We start from the raw sequence: 18,391 nt of genomic DNA on the forward strand, positions 1-18,391 counted from the left end.
GGATTAAAACATGCTGTCGAATAGAATATATATTTCCCGGAAAATAGTTAATGGGCAAGAAAAAAGCCGGGAGACTTTGTCAGTCTCTGCCGGCTTGGCTTTTATCTTTTTGTACAACGCGGTATAAGTCGAGACGACGGTCCCTTAGCGGCGTAACGCTTCCCGTCTTACGCTGTCTGCGCAATATTTCCAAATCCACGTCACCGACTACGACAGTTTCGATATTCGGGTGGCATTCTCCGACAATTCCGTCCCGCGGAAAAGCAAAATCTGACGGAGTAAAAATACCCGACTGCGCATACTGAATATCCATATTTTCCACCTGTGAGAGGTTTCCGACTGTTCCTGCTATCACCGTGTAAACTTCATTTTCTATAGCTCTCGCCTGTGAACAGTACCGTACCCTGATATAACCTTGCCGGTCCTCAGTACAGAAAGGCGTAAAGATGATTTTCGCACCCATATCTGCCGCAATTCTCGGCAGCTCTGGGAATTCAATATCATAACAGATTAAAATCGCAATCTTTCCGCAGTCCGTGTCGAACACCCGTACCTTGTCGCCAGGGCTGATTCCCCACCATTTGCGTTCATTTGGGGTAATGTGCAGCTTGTCCTGCTTTTCTATCGTTCCGTCGCGCCTGAACAAGTAAGCCACATTATAAATATTGCCCTCTTCTTCTATGAAATGAGAACCTCCGATTATGTTCACATCATAGCGGACCGCAAGTTTTGTAAACAGTTCAATATACTGCTCCGTAAATTCAGTAAGCTTTCGGATCGCCTGGCTCGGGCTTTTTTCCTCAACGAAAGAAAGCAGCTGTGTAGTGAGAAGCTCTGGAAACACAGCAAAATCCGATCCTTGGTCTGCAGCAACGTCTGTATAGTATTCCACCTGTGTCGCGAACTCTTCGAACGAGCTGATCGTCTTCATCATATATTGGATGGCAGTAATTCGCACCGGTTCGCTCGTTTTAAAGTGGCGTTTCGTGTTGTTCGGGATATAATCCACGTTGTTCCATTCCATCAGCGTTGCATAAGCATCGGATTGCTTGTCATCTGGAAGGTATCGTTTGTTGATTCTCATAACTGTAAAACCATTCATCAGCTGGAAGGTGAGAACTGGATCATAAATATTGTGCTGAATAACTTCTTTTACATACTCTCTCGGAGACATCTCATCCGAATGCTTATGATAGTTTGGAATACGGCCGCCAAGAATGATGCTCTTCAAGTTTAGCTGTTCCGCCAGTTCCTTGCGGGCTTCATAAAGGCGTTTTCCAATTTTCATGCGTCTGTAGTCAGGATGCACCATTACCTCGATGCCATAAAGGTTAAAGCCTTCCGGATCGTGGTTTGTAATATAGCCTTTGTCAGTGATCTCATCCCATGTATGCTTATCATCATATTCATCAAAGTTCACGATCAGACTCGAGCAGCTTCCGATAATCTTCCCTTCATATGTTACGCAAAACTGTCCTTCCGGAAAAATCCTGAGGTGGCTTTCAAGCTGTTCTCTTTTCCATGGCTCCATGCTGTTAGGAAAACAAAGCTTCTGCATCGCCAGAATCTCGTCTATGTCCTCAAACTGAATATTTCTTAGCTCCATTTTTTTCTCGAATTTAGAAACATCTAAATCGCTCAATTCTGCCACTCCTTTTACATATAAAGTTTATCTGTTCGGGCTTCTACTGTTTATTTAAAAGTAGACAGCAACTGATGCAGCTCTTTTTCTGCAAGCGACTCAAGTACAAGGTCCATTTCATCAAAATTCATGTGTTTAGTGACCGGATTTGGAATAACCACGCAGTGCATGCCCGCTGCTTTTGCGGCCTTTGCTCCGTTCAGCGAATCTTCAAACGCGACCGCTTCCTCTGGTTTCACTCCGAGTGCTTTGGCAGCTTCCACATAAAGTGCAGGATTCGGCTTAACCTGCTCGACATCGTCTGACGTTTTTATCGTTTCAAAATAATGAAGCAGTCCGATTCTCTCAAGATGCCCAGTTACCCAGCTTCGGGTAGAACTTGATGCAAGCCCGATTTTAAGTCCCATTTCTTTTGCTGCCTCGAGATAAGCGATTACTCCTGGCAGAGCCTCTTGCTCATGAATGAGGCTATGTGACCTGTTAACTCTCTTTTCCCGTAATTCATCATGGTTAACCGGCTGTTTGTACTGTTCCTCCAAGTATTCGTAAGGATCAAACACGTTATGAGTACCAATGCACTTTCCCCAGACTTCAAGAGGAAGCTCACAGCCATGATCTTCAAAAATTTCTTTCAGCGCCTGATATTCCTGCGATTCTGTATCAAGGATCGTGCCGTCAAAATCAAAGATGAGTGCTTTTATCATTACTTTTCCCCCTAAAGGTTTTTGTCTATTATTGTTGCGTTTTACAGCAAAAAGCGCAAGAAATAGGCAGATGGATTTCTCTGCCTATCGAATACCGTCTGTTTTAAAATGAATATTCTTGCCGTTTGAGATCGCGATGATTGATCCAAGTTCATCCGTTCTGTACACTGTGGCCCTTTGTTTTTCGAGCCGGGATAGAACATCTTTTGAAGGAAAATGATACGGGTTGTTCTTGCCGACCGATATAACTGCCGTTTTAGGCTTCACTTTTTTCAGAAATTTCATCGTCGTTCCAGTGTTTGCCCCATGGTGGCCGATCTTTATTACATCGGCCTTAATCTTATCCTTCTTTTTCAGCAGCAGTTCCCGCTCTTCCTCTGCTCCCGCATCAGCCATTAATAGAAAATCATTTCTTCCATGGTTGATTTTTATTACTGCTGAATAATCGTTTATATACTTGTAGTAAGCCGCACGCGGCGCGAGCATTTCTACTTTAACGGCAAAACCCATCCGGAAGGTTACCCCTGACTTCGCACGTTCAACCTGAATCTGCTTTTCGCTGATGTTGCGGAAAAGATCATGATAATATTTTGTATCATATGGCAGGTTCGGCATGTAGACGAGACTCACAGGAAACGCCTTGATTACATCATCCAAAGAACCGATATGATCATGATGCGGATGTGTCGCAACAACAATGTCCAAATGCGTGATGCCTTCATTCTTCAAATAATTAATGATCGTATCCGCATCGTTTTCATCCCCGCCATCAATTAGCATATTTTCCCCGTTCGGTGCCCTCACTAAAATACTGTCCGCCTGCCCGACGTCAATGAAGTGGATGCTTAACGGCTCAAACCACGCCGCTTCCGCTTTATTCGGGGAGGCAGCCAAAACCACAGCCAGAACCAATATTGCAACAACCTTCTTTACTGCTGAACCATTCAAACGCTCCGCTCCTCCCAATCCGTTTCTTTAGTTATATGTAAAAAACAGCAAAATCCGCCATCCAATACATGGATGGCGGATATGCTGGGATTATAATGGGGCTATTATGGGGTACGGTACTCGAACGACTTTAACCCTTTAATAAGGCTTTTTTCTAATGTGCGGTACCGTACCCCAGAAGGTATCTCTGAATATACTCTATACGGTTTCTTTTTTCTTGAAGAAATGCTTCATGGAATGGTACACATCTGCTTTTTCTTTTAGAATGTAGTATTGAAATTTAGGGTCGTTAAAGTTTTTGTATACACTCATTAATGTGGAATGGCGGTTATAGGCATTTACCTCACCGTATCCAAACATATTCGTATGCTCCATAATCTGCTCCACAAGCTTCACACACCGTGCGTTATCGCTTGTCAGGTTGTCTCCGTCGGAAAAATGAAAAGGATAAATATTATAGCGGGCAGAATTGTATTTCGTTTCAATAAGTTCCAGTGCTTTTCTATATGCGGATGAGCAGATTGTACCGCCGCTTTCGCCTTTTGAAAAAAAGTCATCTTCAGTCACGACTTTCGCTTCTGTATGATGGGCAATGAATTCGATATCGACTGTTTCGTATTTTGACCGAAGAAAGCGTGTCATCCAGAAAAAGAAGCTTCGTGCCATGTACTTTTCCCAAATCCCCATACTCCCGGAGGTATCCATCATCGCCAGCACAACAGCCTTTGATTCAGGCTTTGTCACTTCATTCCACGTTTTAAAGCGCAGATCATCGTTATAGATCGGCGCGACTCCTGGACGCCCGTCTAACGCGTTTCGTTTAAATGCGGAAAGAATCGTCTTCTTTTTATCAACGTTCCCCATCAGTCCTGTCCGCCTGATGTCATTAAACTCAATTTTTTCTACAGTAATGTTGTCTTGTTCCTTCTGTTTTAAATCCGGCAGTTCGAGTTCTTTAAAAAGCATTTCCTGAAGTTCAGCGATTGACACTTCTGCCTCTGCATAATCTGAACCTGGCTTATCCCCAGCCGGACCTTTCCCTTTGCCCGGACCGTTCTGCGCGGCGCGCCCGTCACGCGCTACAACATCCCCCACCTGGCTGTCTCCATCACCTTGGCCTACGTGCTTATTCTTTTCATAGTTGTATCGGATTTTGTATTCGTCCAGTGAACGGATCGGAATCTTAATAACATCCTTTCCGTTTGAAAGGATAATGTTCTCCTCACTAATCAAATCCGGCAAGTTGTTTTTAATGGCTTCCTGCACTTTTTCCATATGCCTTTGATGATCTTGATAGCCTTTTCGGTGGAGGGACCAGTTTTCCTGGGAGACGACGAAGTTATTTTTAGACGTTTCACTCATGGGTTTCCCCCCAGCGCAGCAAATGCTGCCTATTTTTGATCAACCCCAGAAAATTCAGCTGCTGCATTCCGCTCATGGATTGTTGTCCGAAAAAGGGTTGGTTACTCTATGATATGCAGGAACGCTGGAGAATTGCTTTATTTTAGCAAGATTGGGGAAGGTTGTTTTGGCAGCCGTGTTTTCCATATAACGGAATTACGCCCGAGGAATAGTGGTTTGTGCCCGCGCTTTGGCTGTTCGCGCCCGCAGATGGGCAGAACACGCCCGCGCAGCAACGGTTAGCGCCCGCAAATGTGTAGAACGCGCCCGCACGTGAAAGTTTGCCGGCCGCGCCATTCAAAAACAAGCTAATTTGTTATAAAATCCGTCATTTGAACTCCAAAGCATGTCTATTTTCGCTAAGTTTCCTTTAACAAAATTTAAAAGTTGATAATAAAACGGTTTAGATTCATTCTTTTCGTCATTCGACCTCTAATACTGATAATGATACGGTGAATAAAATTGAATGGAGGAATCTGAATGATCCTAAAACCGCCTTTACCGGGAATAAAGCTTCTTCAGACAGGTGCACTTTTGCGGAGAACGCCAAATATTCATCCAAATTGGGCCAATATTGAAAGTGATTTTGGCAGGCTGGAGGCGGGTTATAAAGGTGAGCTTTCTCTGCTATATGAACTTAAAATGCTGCCGCAAAATGGCCACATTACGTTGTTTAATATAAGGATGACGAACAACGGGTTTCATTTTTTCCAAGTCGATGTACTACTTTTTACTGAAACATATGCGCTGATTATTGAAGTCAAAAATATCTCTGGGACAGTTTACTTTGATGACATGCACGATCAGATGATCCGCTATAAGAAGGATGGAACTGAAGAGTGCTTTCCCGATCCCATTAATCAAGTGCTGATTCAGGAATATCATTTTCGAGACTGGCTAAAACAAAAGAAACTGCAGCAGCTGCCCGTCGAATCATTGGTTGTCTTCACCAACCCTCAAACCATAATTAAGTTCTCCGATAAATACAATCCTGCCTTAAAGCTGAAAGTGATCAGAAAAAGAATTCTTCCTTTAAAAATTGATGAGTTTTCAAAAAAGTACCAAGATGCTATCCTTTCGGCAAAAGAACTCAAAAAAGTTTCTTCTCAGCTTCAAAAATATCACACCGAACATTTCCCTGATATTTTGGACATATACAAAATAAAGGCTAGTGAGATACTTACAGGTGTTCAATGTCCAAATTGTCTCGGGCTTCCTATGAAGCGGTCTCAAGGTTATTGGTTATGTCAGCGCTGCGGCTGTTTCGATGCAAAAGCTCATGAAACAGCATTTAATGATTTTGGTCTTTTAATTTCTAGTCTTATTTCCAATGGGCAGGCGAGAAACTTCTTACAGCTTCAGTCTCCATCTATTACAAAAAGGCTGTTGAAAAAAATGAATTACAAGTCAGAAGGAAGAGGAAACAGCCTCAAATATGCGATCAGAATACGGGGTTGATTTCCATAAAACGGAATTACGCCCGCGGATTATTGTTTTGCGCCCGCGCATGAGCTGTTCGCGCCCGCAGCTGGGCAGAAGGCGCCCGCGCCGAGACGGTTTGCGCCCGCAAATGTGTAGAACGCGCCCGCGCACTCCCGCTCCATAATAAAAACACAAAAAACCCCACTCCGCCAAGCGGAATGGGGCTCCTTATTTATCTTCCTGTTCCTGATCCGATTCAAGCTGCTGCGGATCAGGGGTCTTGCCGCTCTTCTTTACTTCCTTGTTAGAAGATACATGTTCCATGATTTTTCCGTGTTCTTTCATTTCTTCAAATGTTGATGCCATTGAGCTATTTTTTCGTTTGTCCTGTTCTTTTTCGTTTTTCAAGGGAATCACCTCTTGATGGTTATTTTCCCCTATTCCTTTTTTTCCAAACCGTCAAAAACCTTCATCTCGTCGACCGGCCAGTAGCGAATATTCGCCTTCCCGATCACATCCTTTATTTTTACAAGCCCGATATGCCGGCTGTCCTGGCTGTGCAGACGGTTGTCCCCAAGTACGAGAATCTGCCCTTTAGGGATTTTCTTCAATCCGCCTGTAATCTCTTCTAATGTAAAATCGCCAGTGAGGTTGCTGTTGGGCACTTGCTTTTTATACTCGTTCAAATAAGGCTCGGCTACCGGTTTATAATTTATATATAATTGATCATTGCGGTAAGCGATATGTTCACCTGGCAAGCCGATCACTCGTTTAATATAATCTTCTTTTTCATTCGCGTGAAAAACGATTAAGTCAAAACGCTTTGGCTCTGTAATCTCATAGCCGATTTTGTTAACGATGAGCCGGTTTCCGTTCTCGATTGTCGGCATCATAGACTCCCCGTAAACCACGTACTGCTCAAACAAGAATTTCTTTATTACAATCGCGAGTATTAGAGCGATTCCTATTGCCTTAATCCAGTCAAGCAAGCCGTTTCTTTCTCTGTCAGAGCTCATGAGGTCCACTTCCTTTACCTATCTCTTTAGTATCAATTTACCATTTTAACGTACTGAAATTCAATATATCAGTTCTGAATAGTGAGAAAAAGCATACCCGGATGCCTTGCTTCATCCAAGTATGCTGGTATCACTATTATCGGTTAAGCAAGCTTCCCACATACCTCAGAAGCTCATTGGCGCTGGTCGTATTATAGCCATGTTCGTCGACAAGACGGGCGATAACCTCATTTATTTTCTTAAGCTGCGACTCATCCGGTGTTTTGGACGATGTTGTAATCTTTACAACATCCTTCAAATCTGCAAAAAGTTTCTTTTGTATCGCTTCACGCAGTCTTTCGTGCGACTGGTAGTTAAACTTCTTCCCTTTTCTCGCATAAGCCGAGATTCGGATCAGAATTTCTTCTCGGAACGCTTTTTTCGCGTTCTCAGAAATGCCGATCTGTTCTTCAATCGAGCGCATCAGCTTTTCATCCGGACTCATTTCCTCACCCGTCAGGGGATCGCGCAGCTTGTTCTTGTTGCAATATGCTTCCACGTTATCAAGATAATTATCCATGAGCGTGACCGCTGATTCTTCATAAGAATACACAAACGCCTTTTGCACTTCTTTTTTCGCGATCTCGTCGTACTCTTTGCGGGCAACGGAAATATAGTTCACATAGCGCTCTTTGTCTTCCTTCGAGATGGATGCATGATGGTCAAGTCCATCTTTAAGAGAACGCAGCACATCCAGCGCGTTAATTGAAGGCACTTCCTTGCGGATGATCGTGGACGAAATCCGGTTGATGATATAGCGCGGATCGATCCCGCTCATGCCTTCATCAGCAAACTCGCGCTTCAGCTCTTCCAGATCTACATGGTTAAAGCCTTCCACGATCTCGCCGTCATACAGTCTCATCTTCTTCAGCAGATCCATGCCTTGTTTTTTCGAATCCTTCAACCTAGTTAAGATAGAGAATATCGCGGCAACACGCAGCGCATGCGGCGCGATATGCACGTGCGACATGTCACTCGCCTGAATCATTTTTTCATAAATGCGCTCTTCTTCAGAAACCTTCAAGTTGTATGGTACAGCCATGACAATAATACGGGAGTGCAGCGCCTCATTTTTCTTGTTGGCGATAAATGAACGGTATTCCGCTTCGTTCGTATGTGCAACGATCAGTTCATCCGCAGAGATCAATGCAAATCGGCCTGCTTTAAAGTTGCCTTCCTGGGTAAGAGATAATAAATGCCATAAGAATTTCTCATCACACTTGAGCATTTCCTGAAACTCCATCATACCGCGGTTCGCTTTATTGAGTTCTCCGTCAAAACGGTATGCGCGCGGATCGGATTCAGAACCGTATTCAGCAATCGTTGAAAAGTCGATGCTGCCGGTCAAGTCCGCGATATCCTGGGATTTGGGATCTGACGGGCTGAATGTTCCAATTCCTGTCCTCTTGTCTTCAGAAAAGAAAATCCGTTCTACAATGACATCTTCAATACGGTTTCCGTACTCTTTCTCCAGGCGCATCGTGTTTAGCGGGGACAGGCTTCCTTCAATTCTTACGCCATATTCTTCAAAAAAGTCCTGTCTGAGGTGGTGCGGGATGAGATGTAGCGGATCTTCATGCATCGGGCAGCCTTTAATGGCATAAACCGCACCGCTGTCTGTTTTGGAATATTGCTCAAGTCCTCTTTTAAGCATCGTCACTAGTGTAGATTTCCCGCCAGATACAGGACCCATGAGCAGCAGGATCCGCTTTCTCACGTCAAGCCGCTTGGCTGCCGGATGAAAATATTCTTCTACAAGCCGTTCAATCGCTTCTTCAAGTCCGAAAATTTGGTTGTCAAAAAAACGGTACTTCTTTTGACCATTGAAGGTGTCAATGCCAGCGTCTTTAATCATGTTATAAACGCGGGAGTGTGCTGATTGAGCTACATGCGGCCGCTCTTTTAAAATATCAAGATACTCGGCAAAAGTACCTTCCCACACAAGACGCTGCTCCTCCTCACGGTGCAATTGTATTTTCGATAAAATATCCATGAGTACCTCCCTTGATTGTATTGGCTCCATCAAGTGTTAATCTACTCTATGCGAGGATGTCCGTAATCATTCGATGGAAACATTATTTTCGGATAAGAAGAATATTTCCTAAACAGAGTTACTGACATGGTAAAATAGGGGTGAATTTACAAAGACAGGCAAGAGGTGCAGCATGAATCGATTATTTGGTTTTGCAGCGGCCGTATTTTTACTAGGTATCATCGGGGCCGCGTTTACAGGTTTAAGCAAGGAAATTCATTCATACACGCCGATCGGTGATACGGTAAAATCCATTGCGGATGTTACCGACTATCCTCTTCAGAAAAACAGTCCGGTGCTCGACAGCAGCGGCAGCACTTTTTTCGAGTTTAGAGGAACAGAAAACCGAATTTACATAGCCTATGAGCTTATACCTAAAAAAGTGATACAAAGCTTTATCTCGACAGAAGATCAAGACTTTCTCACCCACCACGGCATTGACGGAAAAGCCGTTGCACGCGCGCTCATCATCAATTTCCGCGGCGGAGGAATTCAGGAAGGCGCAAGCACGATAACACAGCAGCTGGCAAGAAACCTGTTCCTCACACACGAGCAGACTTACGACCGCAAGCTGAAAGAGCTCCTGATTTCATATGAGATCGAAAAGTCACTGAGCAAGAAAAAGATCCTGGAGCTATATGTAAACACCATCTATTTTCAAAACGGTGTTTATGGCATTGAATCTGCAAGCCGGTATTACTTTGGCAAGAGCGCTGGAGAGCTGTCCACTGCTGAAACAGCTCTACTTGCCGCGATACCGAACAACCCATCACTTTATAATCCAGTGACAAAGCTTGAACAGACAAAAAAGCGCCAAAAGTGGATATTAAAGAAGATGCTGGAGCAAAAAGCTATTTCTAAAAATGAGTATCTTACAGCTTTAAACGAAGAGATGAAGGTTATACAGCAGTTGCCAGCTGAAAAGTTTCCTGGCTATGCAGCTTATGTGAGAGAAGAATTGAAGCAGCTGATCGCGGAAAATAAAAAAGGACTCAAAGGAGCAAAACTTGATCAAGAGGTATCAAAGCTGATAGCAGAAGGAGTGACGATAGAGACATCCTTAGACCCATCATTGCAGGAGAAGTCCGAACAGTCACTCGTTCAGTTCCTTCCTTACGAGGAGGTCGAGGGTGCAGTTGTGGTCGTGGATCATGCAAAGCATGAAATCTCAGCTCTTGCCGGCGGGAAGAACAGCCGCTATACCGATTTCAACCGTGCTTACGAAAGCAGGCGCCAGCCTGGTTCTGCTATCAAGCCGCTATTGGTGTATACCCCTTATATAGATAAATTTAATGCTAATGCATCCACTCTTATTGATGCTCGGCCGTTTTGCGAGAGCGGATATTGTCCTCAGAACTATGGCGGTGCTGTATACGGCCATATGCCGCTCGGCCAGGCGCTAGCTTCATCTATCAACACAACAGCTGTGAGGCTGCTGAAAACAACTGGTGTTAAACAATCGTTTAAATATCTAGAGCCCTTTCACTTTAAAGGGATCTCTAACAATGATCACCGCTTGCCTGCGGCGCTTGGCGGTTTCGAGTATGGCTTTTCGCCGCTTGAACTGACCTCTGCTTACAGCACGTATGCAAGTAATGGAATCTATACTGCACCTCATGCGATCCGTACAGTCAAGAACAGAGACGGCAAGATTCTTTTTCAATGGAAAAAGTCCGGCACTCCTGTTTGGAGTCCGGACACGAATGAAAAGATGCGGTCGCTTCTCAGCAGCGTTGTTTCTTCCGGGACCGCACGGCGTGCAGCCTTTTCCGGACCGTCGTATCTCGGCGGTAAAACCGGTACAACTAACAATGTGAAAGATCTCTGGTTTATAGGATTGACTGACCGCTACACGTCAGGCGTCTGGATCGGACGAGATAAGCCGGGATCGATCGGATTTGTTGAAGGCATTCAGCCGCAGATCGGCATTTGGCGCGATGTTATGTCATACGCTCACAGCCGGTGATATTAAGGCTGGTGGACAGTCATGAGGCGATTCCGGCCATCAGCGCGTTATAAAGCCTAATGACGGTGTACGCCGTAACGAGACCGAACGCAGCCCAGAAAAACAGCTGCAAAAACACCATACCGATCAGATTCACTGTCCCCATATGCGCGCTTGCTTTTAGCAAGAAATAAAAGAAATAAACAATAGCGCTGACTGCAAAGACAGATAAAATTACGGCAAAGCTAAAGTTCAGCACGACGGCAATCATGGCTCCCACAAAAAAGATCCATCCGCCCTGCCTTGTCTTTCGGAGCGTTTCTCCTTCCGTGTCAGAAGAAAAGAAAAAGAGCCCAAGCTGCATGACAGAATCGGATAAGAGCTTTAATGCAGCCAAGCTCATAAAAAACAGCAAAAATAAACAAAACCCTGCTGAAAGATGTATGGTCTGCGTCGAGAACATTTCACGCATGCCTTGATAAACACCGAAATATTTAAGTTTAACAATTAAAAGCCGTTCAATATGTATCGCAAATGCGCTGCTGAACAAGATGATAGAAAACAGCGGCAGATACCCTGTGATGTATACATTTTTCTTCAAAATTGACTGCTTGCCCCTTTCTAGATAAAACCTGTACTAATTATACTCATTTTAGATTCACAGCGCTTTCTTTTTCCTTTATAATAAATAAAGAAAATATGGAAAGACTTATGCAAAAGGAGGACGGCAAAATGAGTTTCATCCTTATACTGCTTGTTATGCTCGCGTTCTTGTCCGCCATTTTCACAGCGGGATACAACGACCGGCCTGGAAAGAACTAATATCGCTATACATATAAAAACGCCCCGATTACACGGGACGTTTTTTTATTTGTGCTTATTTGCGCAGATCACGGTAATCCTGCTGCCTGAGTGCTTCATAAATAAGGATGGCTGCCGTGTTAGACAAGTTAAGCGAGCGGATGTTTTCGTTCATCGGCAATCGCATGCATGTCTCACGGTTCGCATCGATCAACTCTCTTGGCAGTCCTGTTGTCTCTTTTCCAAAGATAAAGAAGTATTCTTCTTCCTGATTGGAATAATCAAAATCAGTATGATTCTTTTCTCCGAATTTCGTGACAAGATGGAACTTGCCTTCTGGATACCGGTCAAATAGCTCCTGAATGTCATCATAATATGTCAGGTTCACGTGCTCCCAATAATCAAGTCCTGCACGCTTTAAGTATTTGTCATCTGTCGAAAAGCCCAGCGGACGGATGAGATGAAGATGTGTGTCCGTTCCTGCACAAGTTCTCGCTATATTTCCTGTGTTCGCCGGAATTTCCGGCTGATAAAGTACAACATGAATTGCCAAAAAGCTCACCTCTTAAAATACTTTGCTGCGACTATTATAGCATGCCCTCTCAACGAAGAGGGGGTACGGTACCATTTAAATAAAATTCAGCATCTAAGCCAAATTTATTAAATGGTACCGTACCCCCTAAACAAATTAAACGATGTGAAAAAACTTATATTGTATCCTTTTCGTGTAAGCTGTCGAGTCTTCGTAGCCCCAATAGCGCATCCGGCTGTTCGTCGTGTTCGCATTAACTAAAGGCTCTCCCATAGGGTCCTTCGCGACGACAATCGTACTGTGCTCCCAGCGCCCGTCACCATTAAAATCATAACAGACGATGTCCCCAGGCAGCAGCTGGCTTGCAGAATGCTTTTCTTCTGCAACAAGCCCGCTGCGTGAACCGCTTAAAAACCACCGGAAAGCATGAGCTACACTCCAGCTGTAACTCCAGCTGTTGTTCCTCATCCACCAGCCTTTCGTCCGTACAGCGTGATTGGTCATATGGATTCCGCCCGCATTGATGCACTGTGATACATAATTCGTGCAGTTAACATCAAACGACTTAAATGCCGGATTGTGAGTGTTCCACCAGCGTTCTGCGTATTTGACCGCTTCCATCCTCTGATAGACGCCCTTACGCATATCTGGCGGTGAGGTGTCACGATCTATTTTATTAGCGTCAGTGGAACTTCCTTCTTCAACGATCGGCGAGTCGCTCAGCATGACGTCGTCTTCAAAGACACTTCTCCTTTCCTGCACAAGCTCTTCCACATAAAAGTCATAGCCTTGCTTGATAAGCAGACTGTGATGCACAAGGTAATCGACTTGTGTTTTTCCATCAGCTTCAGCAGTCCGGACAATCGAGCCGCTTGTCTGATTATTTACGATGCTCGCCTTCCGCTCCTTCAGCATTTCCTTTTTCCGGTTAAAGCTTTCCTGTTCTTTCATCAAGTAAAAAACTCTGGACGTCCGCTCATTGCCGATCATCCACTGTGACTGGTTCTGTATATAATTTTTCAGGATATTCGTCCACATTTGCTGCCACTCCTCTCTGCTTCTTTAACATATGAGTCAGCGGCAAAAAAAAAGAACCCGCAATTGGGTTCTAGGACGTTTTTTGACAGCTGTTATGCTCGATGCTCAGCAGTATTTCTTTCTTATCAAGACCGCCTCCATATCCCACAAGGGCGCCATTACTGCCGATTACACGGTGGCACGGAATAAATACAGGAACAGGATTCTGGTTATTGGCTGATCCTACCGCTCTTACTGCCTTTGGAGCGCCGATTCCTGAAGCCACTTCCTTGTAAGAGCAAGTCGTGCCATAAGGTATTCCCGCGAGCTGCTCCCAAACTTTTTTCTGGAAGGGAGTGCCGTATAAATCAAAGTCCATTACAAATTCTCTTAATGTTCCATTAAAATAGCTTTTTAACTGATCAATTGCCGAGGCTAGCTTCAGAGGAGCATGAACAAGCTCTCCTTTAATAAAAAACTTAGCCATCCATGCTTGAAGCGATGGAAGGTTCTCGTTTAATGTGCCAAAATCCAGCCGGCAGATCCCCTTATCGGTAGAAATTATCGTAAGCGGACCGAGTATGCTTTCACATTCCTCATAGTAGAGTACGGTTTTTATCTGACACATAAGTATCCCTTCTTTTCGTTACTTGTCCTTTATACTATCCGACATTGAAAACATTTGCGATTATGAAATTTGCTCATTTTTAAGCATTTGAAGCCCTTTTTCTATCTCTGAAAGCACATTCTCATCTTTTTCTTGTTCTTTTGCCATTATAAGATGATTCTCTATCATTTCCCCGCCTATTTTACCAAGGGCCCATGCTGCAGTGCCCCTCATTACAGGCCGTGGATCTACTTTCATTACATGTAAAAGATCCTCCACTGCTGTTTCATCTTTAAAATGAGCAAGTGCCAGAATCGCGTTTCGCTGAATCGGTTTTTTTCCACGCCATGAGCCGGAGACATGGCCAAACTTTTCTTTAAAATCGCGGTTGCTCATGTTCAGCAGCGGTCTCAGCAGAGGTTTGGCGATCTCAGGATCGGGCTCCATATCAGGATGAAGGTGAAAATCCTTTTTTTTATTTTCAGGACAGACCGTCTGGCACGTATCACAGCCGTAAAGGCGGTTGCCAATTTTAGTCCGATACTGGTCTGGTATAAAATCCTTTGACTGAGTCAGATATGCAACACATTTATTCGAATCGAGCTGCCCTCCCTGAACAAGAGCTCCAGTCGGACATGCGTCAACACAAATATTGCATGATCCGCATTGCTCTTCCATAGGTGTGTCTGGAGGTATTGCCAGATCTGTTATCAGTTCTCCTAAATAAACATAAGAACCAAACTCTGGCGTGATGATAGCACAGTTTTTTCCGGTCCATCCGATTCCTGCCCTTTCCGCAACAGCCCGGTCCGACAGTTCCCCTGTATCCACCATCGACTTAACGGCTGCATCCGGGCACTTTTCTAAAATGAACGCTTCAAGCAGCTGCAGCTTTTCACGCAGCACATGGTGGTAATCTCTGCCCCATGACGCACGGCAGAAAATCCCGCGACGTTCACCTTTCACACTTTTCGGAGCATCCTTCATTTTAGAAGGATACGCAAGCGCGATTGAAATGATGGAGGACGCGCCTGATAAAAGCAATTCTGGATTCGTCCGTTTATCAATATCCGGCTCTTCAAATCCAGATTGATATCCAAGTTCCTGCTGATCGATCAGCCTTTGCTTCAGCTGCTGAAACACGTCAGCTGCGGCAAACCCAATTTTATCTATGCCGATTGATTTACTATATGCGATTAACTCTTCTTTTAACTGGGCGCCTGTCATCACACGTCCTCCTTTCTGCATGAATTATGAAATATATGATACACTTATGAGTAAAAAACGAGGTGAACAGCCATGAAAAAAGGGACGATCAGCCCTGATATAAAACAGCTTGTCCCTGGCTTTAAAATTGGATTCATTACATACCATCATATCGCGGTTGGCGATTCTCCGCAAATGATTAAAGGCCGTTTCCAACTATTCACTGAATCCATCCGCCTAGAGGAAAAACAGCCTTCTGATTGGCCATATATACAGGAATATCGAGCCGTTTTTAAAGCTTTAGGAATGGATCCCTCACGATACCGGCCTGCATCAGAAGCTCTTATCCGCAGAGTGCTGAGCGGAAAGGATCTCGGTTCTGTAAACAGTGCGGTAGATGTAAACAACTTCTTCTCCCTGCGCCACGCCCTTCCTCTTGGCATTTATGATGCCGCTAATATAAAGGGAGAGGTCACGATAAAGCTTGGCACTGCCGAAGACGAATACGAAGGTTTAAACGGGCGTTTAATGAACATGGAAGGCAAGCTCATCAGCTGCGACGAACAAGGCGCTTTCGGAAGCCCTGTAGTGGACTCTAAACGCACGATGATGACTGATCAGGCAACAGATGCTCTTCATATCATCTATCTGCCGCCATCACTCGATCAAGAGCCTTCTCAAGAACTTCTCTTATCAATCGCCAAAATGTTTACTCAGGTCCACGGCGGAGACTATACAATCGACCTTTGTACGTAATAAAGCACTTCCCGCATTCGGGAAGTGCTTTATTAAAACCTACAACTAGCTTGATTCATATATAGTCCATTTCATTGTGAAATATGACACCTGTTCAAAAAAAATTAGATTCCCTGAACTTTTTCCTGCTTTAAACTTAACCGCTTATCCAAAATGTATTCTCCAACACAAAAGAATCATAAAGCTTTTGCTTCTTCTTTTGTAGCTAATCATATCGATAATATCCTATGCTGCCTCAACAGCACCCTTTACGTCCAATCGTGCTGTTGATACAGGAAACGCAAATATGACAATTATCAGGCCCTAAGCTAACATAGTTGAACTTAATTGAATCTCTATCTGATGCGTGCTAAAAAGACGTTCTCTACCGGAGTAGAAAACGTCTAACTGATTGTTAGTATTTGTTTTAAAAAAGTAAGATGGTACCGGTGGCCGGGGTCGAACCGGCACTCCAGAAGGAACACGATTTTGAGTCGTGCGCGTCTGCCAATTCCGCCACACCGGCATGGAATCGAATGTGCTTTAAATAAAAAAATGGAGGCGGCACCCGGACTCGAACCGGGGGTAAAGGTTTTGCAGACCCGTGCCTTACCACTTGGCTATGCCGCCGTATAATAAAAAATGGAGCGGAAGACGGGATTCGAACCCGCGACCCCCACCTTGGCAAGGTGGTATTCTACCACTGAACTACTTCCGCATATGAAAATGGCTGGGCTAGCAGGATTCGAACCTACGCGTGACGGAGTCAAAGTCCGTTGCCTTACCGCTTGGCTATAGCCCAATAATGGGGCGATCGAGGGGAATCGAACCCCCGAATGTCGGAACCACAATCCGATGCGTTAACCACTTCGCCACGACCGCCATGATGTTATCTAAGATGTAAATGGCAGGGGCAGTAGGAATCGAACCCACACCAAAGGTTTTGGAGACCTTCGTTCTACCTTTAAACTATGCCCCTGTAAAGGAATTTGTGTTTGTCTAAGAAAATGGTGGAGGGGGACGGATTCGAACCGCCGAACCCTGAGGGAGCGGATTTACAGTCCGCCGCGTTTAGCCACTTCGCTACCCCTCCATATAAGGAGACAAATACTATTTTAATTCAAAAACACCGTTTATTCAAGAGGAAATTCATCACTTACATTCCTCTTAGCAGCAATTTGTATTCTGAAAGAAACAAATTGTGGTGCCGGCTAGAGGACTTGAACCCCCAACCTACTGATTACAAGTCAGTTGCTCTACCAATTGAGCTAAACCGGCCCATTAGTATTTAAGGAATATGGTGGCTCGGGACGGAATCGAACCGCCGACACGAGGATTTTCAGTCCTCTGCTCTACCGACTGAGCTACCGAGCCATCTCTAAGATATATTTGAAAATAAATGGCGGACCCGACCGGGGTCGAACCGGCGATCTCCTGCGTGACAGGCAGGCATGTTAACCACTACACCACGGATCCATGTAACAATTGAATGAAAAATAATTGGTTGCACCTAAACGGCACTACTGATATTTCATGAGCCAGATGATTATCCGACGAAGTTCATGAAATAATATTGGTTGCGGGGACAGGATTTGAACCTGCGACCTTCGGGTTATGAGCCCGACGAGCTACCAGACTGCTCCACCCCGCGACAATGAGTATGCTTACGGACGATGTGTCCGAGCTTGTTGTTTCTTCCTCTACTCGTACCTCTTAGAAGCGTATGCGTCGAAACATGTCGCCGTGTAATCACAGAAGATTACGCTCCATGCTCCACCCCGCTTATGTAGGTGAACTGTGAGTAAGAAAGTAATGGTGGAGGATGACGGGTTCGAACCGCCGACCCCCTGCTTGTAAGGCAGGTGCTCTCCCAGCTGAGCTAATCCTCCGGATTAAGTTAGTAAGTTAATGGTGACCCGTACGGGATTCGAACCCGTGTTACCGCCGTGAAAGGGCGGTGTCTTAACCGCTTGACCAACGGGCCATTTAAGGTATGTATGGCGGAGAGCAAGGGATTCGAACCCTTGATACGGGGTTGACCGTATACACGATTTCCAATCGTGCTCCTTCGACCTCTCGGACAGCTCTCCAATGGCTCCACAGGCAGGACTCGAACCTGCGACCGATCGGTTAACAGCCGATAGCTCTACCACTGAGCTACTGTGGAATATGTAACAGCCCGGCCACGTCCTACTCTTACAGGGGGAAACCCCCAACTACCATCGGCGCTGAAGAGCTTAACTTCCGTGTTCGGTATGGGAACGGGTGTGGCCTCTTCGCCATCATGACCAGACTGTATACTTTTAGAAAGATTGCTCTTTCAAAACTAGATATCGACGTTTCC

Annotated in this window: 15 protein-coding genes, 15 tRNA genes and 1 rRNA gene; 3 read left to right on the plus strand and 28 right to left on the minus strand. The window is 44.8% G+C overall.

From position 1 onward, the window contains the following. Positions 1-79 precede the first annotated feature (79 nt). The 4 genes from CGZ90_RS15370 to yhbH form a co-directional block, all read right to left on the minus strand. Entirely contained in the window at positions 80-1,642 is a 1,563-nt protein-coding gene (locus tag CGZ90_RS15370) for a bifunctional GNAT family N-acetyltransferase/carbon-nitrogen hydrolase family protein (protein WP_094253416.1), read from the minus strand. 50 nt (positions 1,643-1,692) lie between these two features. Then, positions 1,693-2,346, minus strand: coding sequence for an HAD family hydrolase (locus CGZ90_RS15375; protein WP_094253417.1), 654 nt, complete (start codon positions 2,344-2,346; stop codon positions 1,693-1,695). Between the two features lie 84 nt (positions 2,347-2,430). Further along, on the minus strand, positions 2,431-3,294 hold the full coding sequence (locus CGZ90_RS15380; RefSeq protein WP_165766879.1) for a ComEC/Rec2 family competence protein: 864 nt from the start codon (positions 3,292-3,294) through the stop codon (positions 2,431-2,433). Positions 3,295-3,492: 198 nt separating this feature from the next. Continuing rightward, positions 3,493-4,656, minus strand: coding sequence for a sporulation protein YhbH (gene yhbH, locus CGZ90_RS15385; protein ID WP_094253419.1), 1,164 nt, complete (start codon positions 4,654-4,656; stop codon positions 3,493-3,495). A 573-nt stretch (positions 4,657-5,229) separates the two neighbouring features. Here yhbH and CGZ90_RS15390 point away from each other — a divergent pair. Then, positions 5,230-6,153: a nuclease-related domain-containing protein gene (locus tag CGZ90_RS15390; protein WP_165766880.1), complete on the plus strand. Its 924-nt coding sequence runs from the start codon at positions 5,230-5,232 to the stop codon at positions 6,151-6,153. 192 nt (positions 6,154-6,345) lie between these two features. Here CGZ90_RS15390 and CGZ90_RS15395 read toward each other — a convergent pair whose 3' ends face one another. From CGZ90_RS15395 to CGZ90_RS15405, 3 genes are all read right to left on the minus strand, one after another. Continuing rightward, complete coding sequence (locus CGZ90_RS15395) at positions 6,346-6,525, minus strand: hypothetical protein (protein ID WP_094253421.1); 180 nt, start codon at positions 6,523-6,525, stop codon at positions 6,346-6,348. Positions 6,526-6,554: 29 nt separating this feature from the next. Further along, a complete protein-coding gene (lepB, locus tag CGZ90_RS15400; protein WP_094253422.1) occupies positions 6,555-7,133 on the minus strand; it encodes a signal peptidase I in 579 nt (192 codons plus the stop codon). Positions 7,134-7,269: 136 nt separating this feature from the next. Further along, the gene (locus tag CGZ90_RS15405; protein ID WP_094253423.1) at positions 7,270-9,165 is read right to left on the minus strand and encodes a PrkA family serine protein kinase; all 1,896 of its coding nucleotides are present in this window, start codon (positions 9,163-9,165) and stop codon (positions 7,270-7,272) included. Between the two features lie 172 nt (positions 9,166-9,337). On the opposite strand from CGZ90_RS15405, the gene CGZ90_RS15410 reads away from it, so the two are divergent. Then, positions 9,338-11,170, plus strand: coding sequence for a transglycosylase domain-containing protein (locus CGZ90_RS15410; protein WP_094253424.1), 1,833 nt, complete (start codon positions 9,338-9,340; stop codon positions 11,168-11,170). 19 nt (positions 11,171-11,189) lie between these two features. Here CGZ90_RS15410 and CGZ90_RS15415 read toward each other — a convergent pair whose 3' ends face one another. From CGZ90_RS15415 to queG, 5 genes are all read right to left on the minus strand, one after another. Next, positions 11,190-11,750 (minus strand): DUF5366 family protein, encoded by a 561-nt coding sequence (locus tag CGZ90_RS15415; protein ID WP_094253425.1) that lies wholly within the window; start codon positions 11,748-11,750, stop codon positions 11,190-11,192. Between the two features lie 276 nt (positions 11,751-12,026). After that, positions 12,027-12,503 carry a tRNA (uridine(34)/cytosine(34)/5-carboxymethylaminomethyluridine(34)-2'-O)-methyltransferase TrmL gene (gene trmL / locus CGZ90_RS15420; RefSeq protein WP_094253426.1) on the minus strand — a complete coding sequence of 159 codons (477 nt, stop codon included), beginning with the start codon at positions 12,501-12,503 and terminating at the stop codon, positions 12,027-12,029. A gap of 135 nt (positions 12,504-12,638) precedes the next feature. Next, the gene (locus tag CGZ90_RS15425) at positions 12,639-13,520 is read right to left on the minus strand and encodes an amidase domain-containing protein (protein ID WP_094253427.1); all 882 of its coding nucleotides are present in this window, start codon (positions 13,518-13,520) and stop codon (positions 12,639-12,641) included. A 70-nt stretch (positions 13,521-13,590) separates the two neighbouring features. Then, a complete protein-coding gene (locus CGZ90_RS15430) occupies positions 13,591-14,127 on the minus strand; it encodes a methylated-DNA--[protein]-cysteine S-methyltransferase (RefSeq protein ID WP_094253428.1) in 537 nt (178 codons plus the stop codon). 60 nt (positions 14,128-14,187) lie between these two features. Beyond that, the gene (queG, locus tag CGZ90_RS15435; protein ID WP_094253429.1) at positions 14,188-15,333 is read right to left on the minus strand and encodes a tRNA epoxyqueuosine(34) reductase QueG; all 1,146 of its coding nucleotides are present in this window, start codon (positions 15,331-15,333) and stop codon (positions 14,188-14,190) included. Positions 15,334-15,405: 72 nt separating this feature from the next. On the opposite strand from queG, the gene CGZ90_RS15440 reads away from it, so the two are divergent. After that, positions 15,406-16,068, plus strand: a complete 663-nt coding sequence (locus CGZ90_RS15440; protein ID WP_094253430.1) for a B3/B4 domain-containing protein — start codon at positions 15,406-15,408, stop codon at positions 16,066-16,068. Positions 16,069-16,488: 420 nt separating this feature from the next. On the opposite strand, the gene CGZ90_RS15445 is transcribed toward CGZ90_RS15440, so the two are convergent. The 16 genes from CGZ90_RS15445 to rrf form a co-directional block, all read right to left on the minus strand. Continuing rightward, a tRNA-Leu gene (locus CGZ90_RS15445) sits at positions 16,489-16,573 on the minus strand. Positions 16,574-16,603: 30 nt separating this feature from the next. After that, a tRNA-Cys gene (locus CGZ90_RS15450) sits at positions 16,604-16,677 on the minus strand. Positions 16,678-16,690: 13 nt separating this feature from the next. Beyond that, a tRNA-Gly gene (locus CGZ90_RS15455) sits at positions 16,691-16,765 on the minus strand. Positions 16,766-16,774: 9 nt separating this feature from the next. Continuing rightward, positions 16,775-16,849 (minus strand) — tRNA-Gln (locus CGZ90_RS15460). A gap of 4 nt (positions 16,850-16,853) precedes the next feature. Further along, positions 16,854-16,929: transfer RNA gene (locus tag CGZ90_RS15465), tRNA-His, on the minus strand. 23 nt (positions 16,930-16,952) lie between these two features. Beyond that, positions 16,953-17,026 (minus strand) — tRNA-Trp (locus CGZ90_RS15470). Positions 17,027-17,055: 29 nt separating this feature from the next. Continuing rightward, positions 17,056-17,140, minus strand: a tRNA-Tyr gene (locus CGZ90_RS15475). Positions 17,141-17,249: 109 nt separating this feature from the next. After that, positions 17,250-17,325, minus strand: a tRNA-Thr gene (locus tag CGZ90_RS15480). A 20-nt stretch (positions 17,326-17,345) separates the two neighbouring features. Beyond that, positions 17,346-17,421, minus strand: a tRNA-Phe gene (locus CGZ90_RS15485). Positions 17,422-17,447: 26 nt separating this feature from the next. Further along, positions 17,448-17,523 (minus strand) — tRNA-Asp (locus tag CGZ90_RS15490). A gap of 98 nt (positions 17,524-17,621) precedes the next feature. Further along, positions 17,622-17,698 (minus strand) — tRNA-Met (locus CGZ90_RS15495). 162 nt (positions 17,699-17,860) lie between these two features. Next, a tRNA-Val gene (locus tag CGZ90_RS15500) sits at positions 17,861-17,936 on the minus strand. 20 nt (positions 17,937-17,956) lie between these two features. Beyond that, positions 17,957-18,031 (minus strand) — tRNA-Glu (locus CGZ90_RS15505). A 14-nt stretch (positions 18,032-18,045) separates the two neighbouring features. Next, a tRNA-Ser gene (locus CGZ90_RS15510) sits at positions 18,046-18,137 on the minus strand. A gap of 2 nt (positions 18,138-18,139) precedes the next feature. Continuing rightward, positions 18,140-18,214 (minus strand) — tRNA-Asn (locus CGZ90_RS15515). Positions 18,215-18,224: 10 nt separating this feature from the next. After that, positions 18,225-18,340: ribosomal RNA gene (rrf, locus tag CGZ90_RS15520) — 5S ribosomal RNA — on the minus strand. Positions 18,341-18,391: the final 51 nt, after the last annotated feature.

This window comes from Fictibacillus aquaticus (genome assembly GCF_002245695.1).
GTDB classification, from domain to species: domain Bacteria; phylum Bacillota; class Bacilli; order Bacillales; family Fictibacillaceae; genus Fictibacillus; species Fictibacillus aquaticus.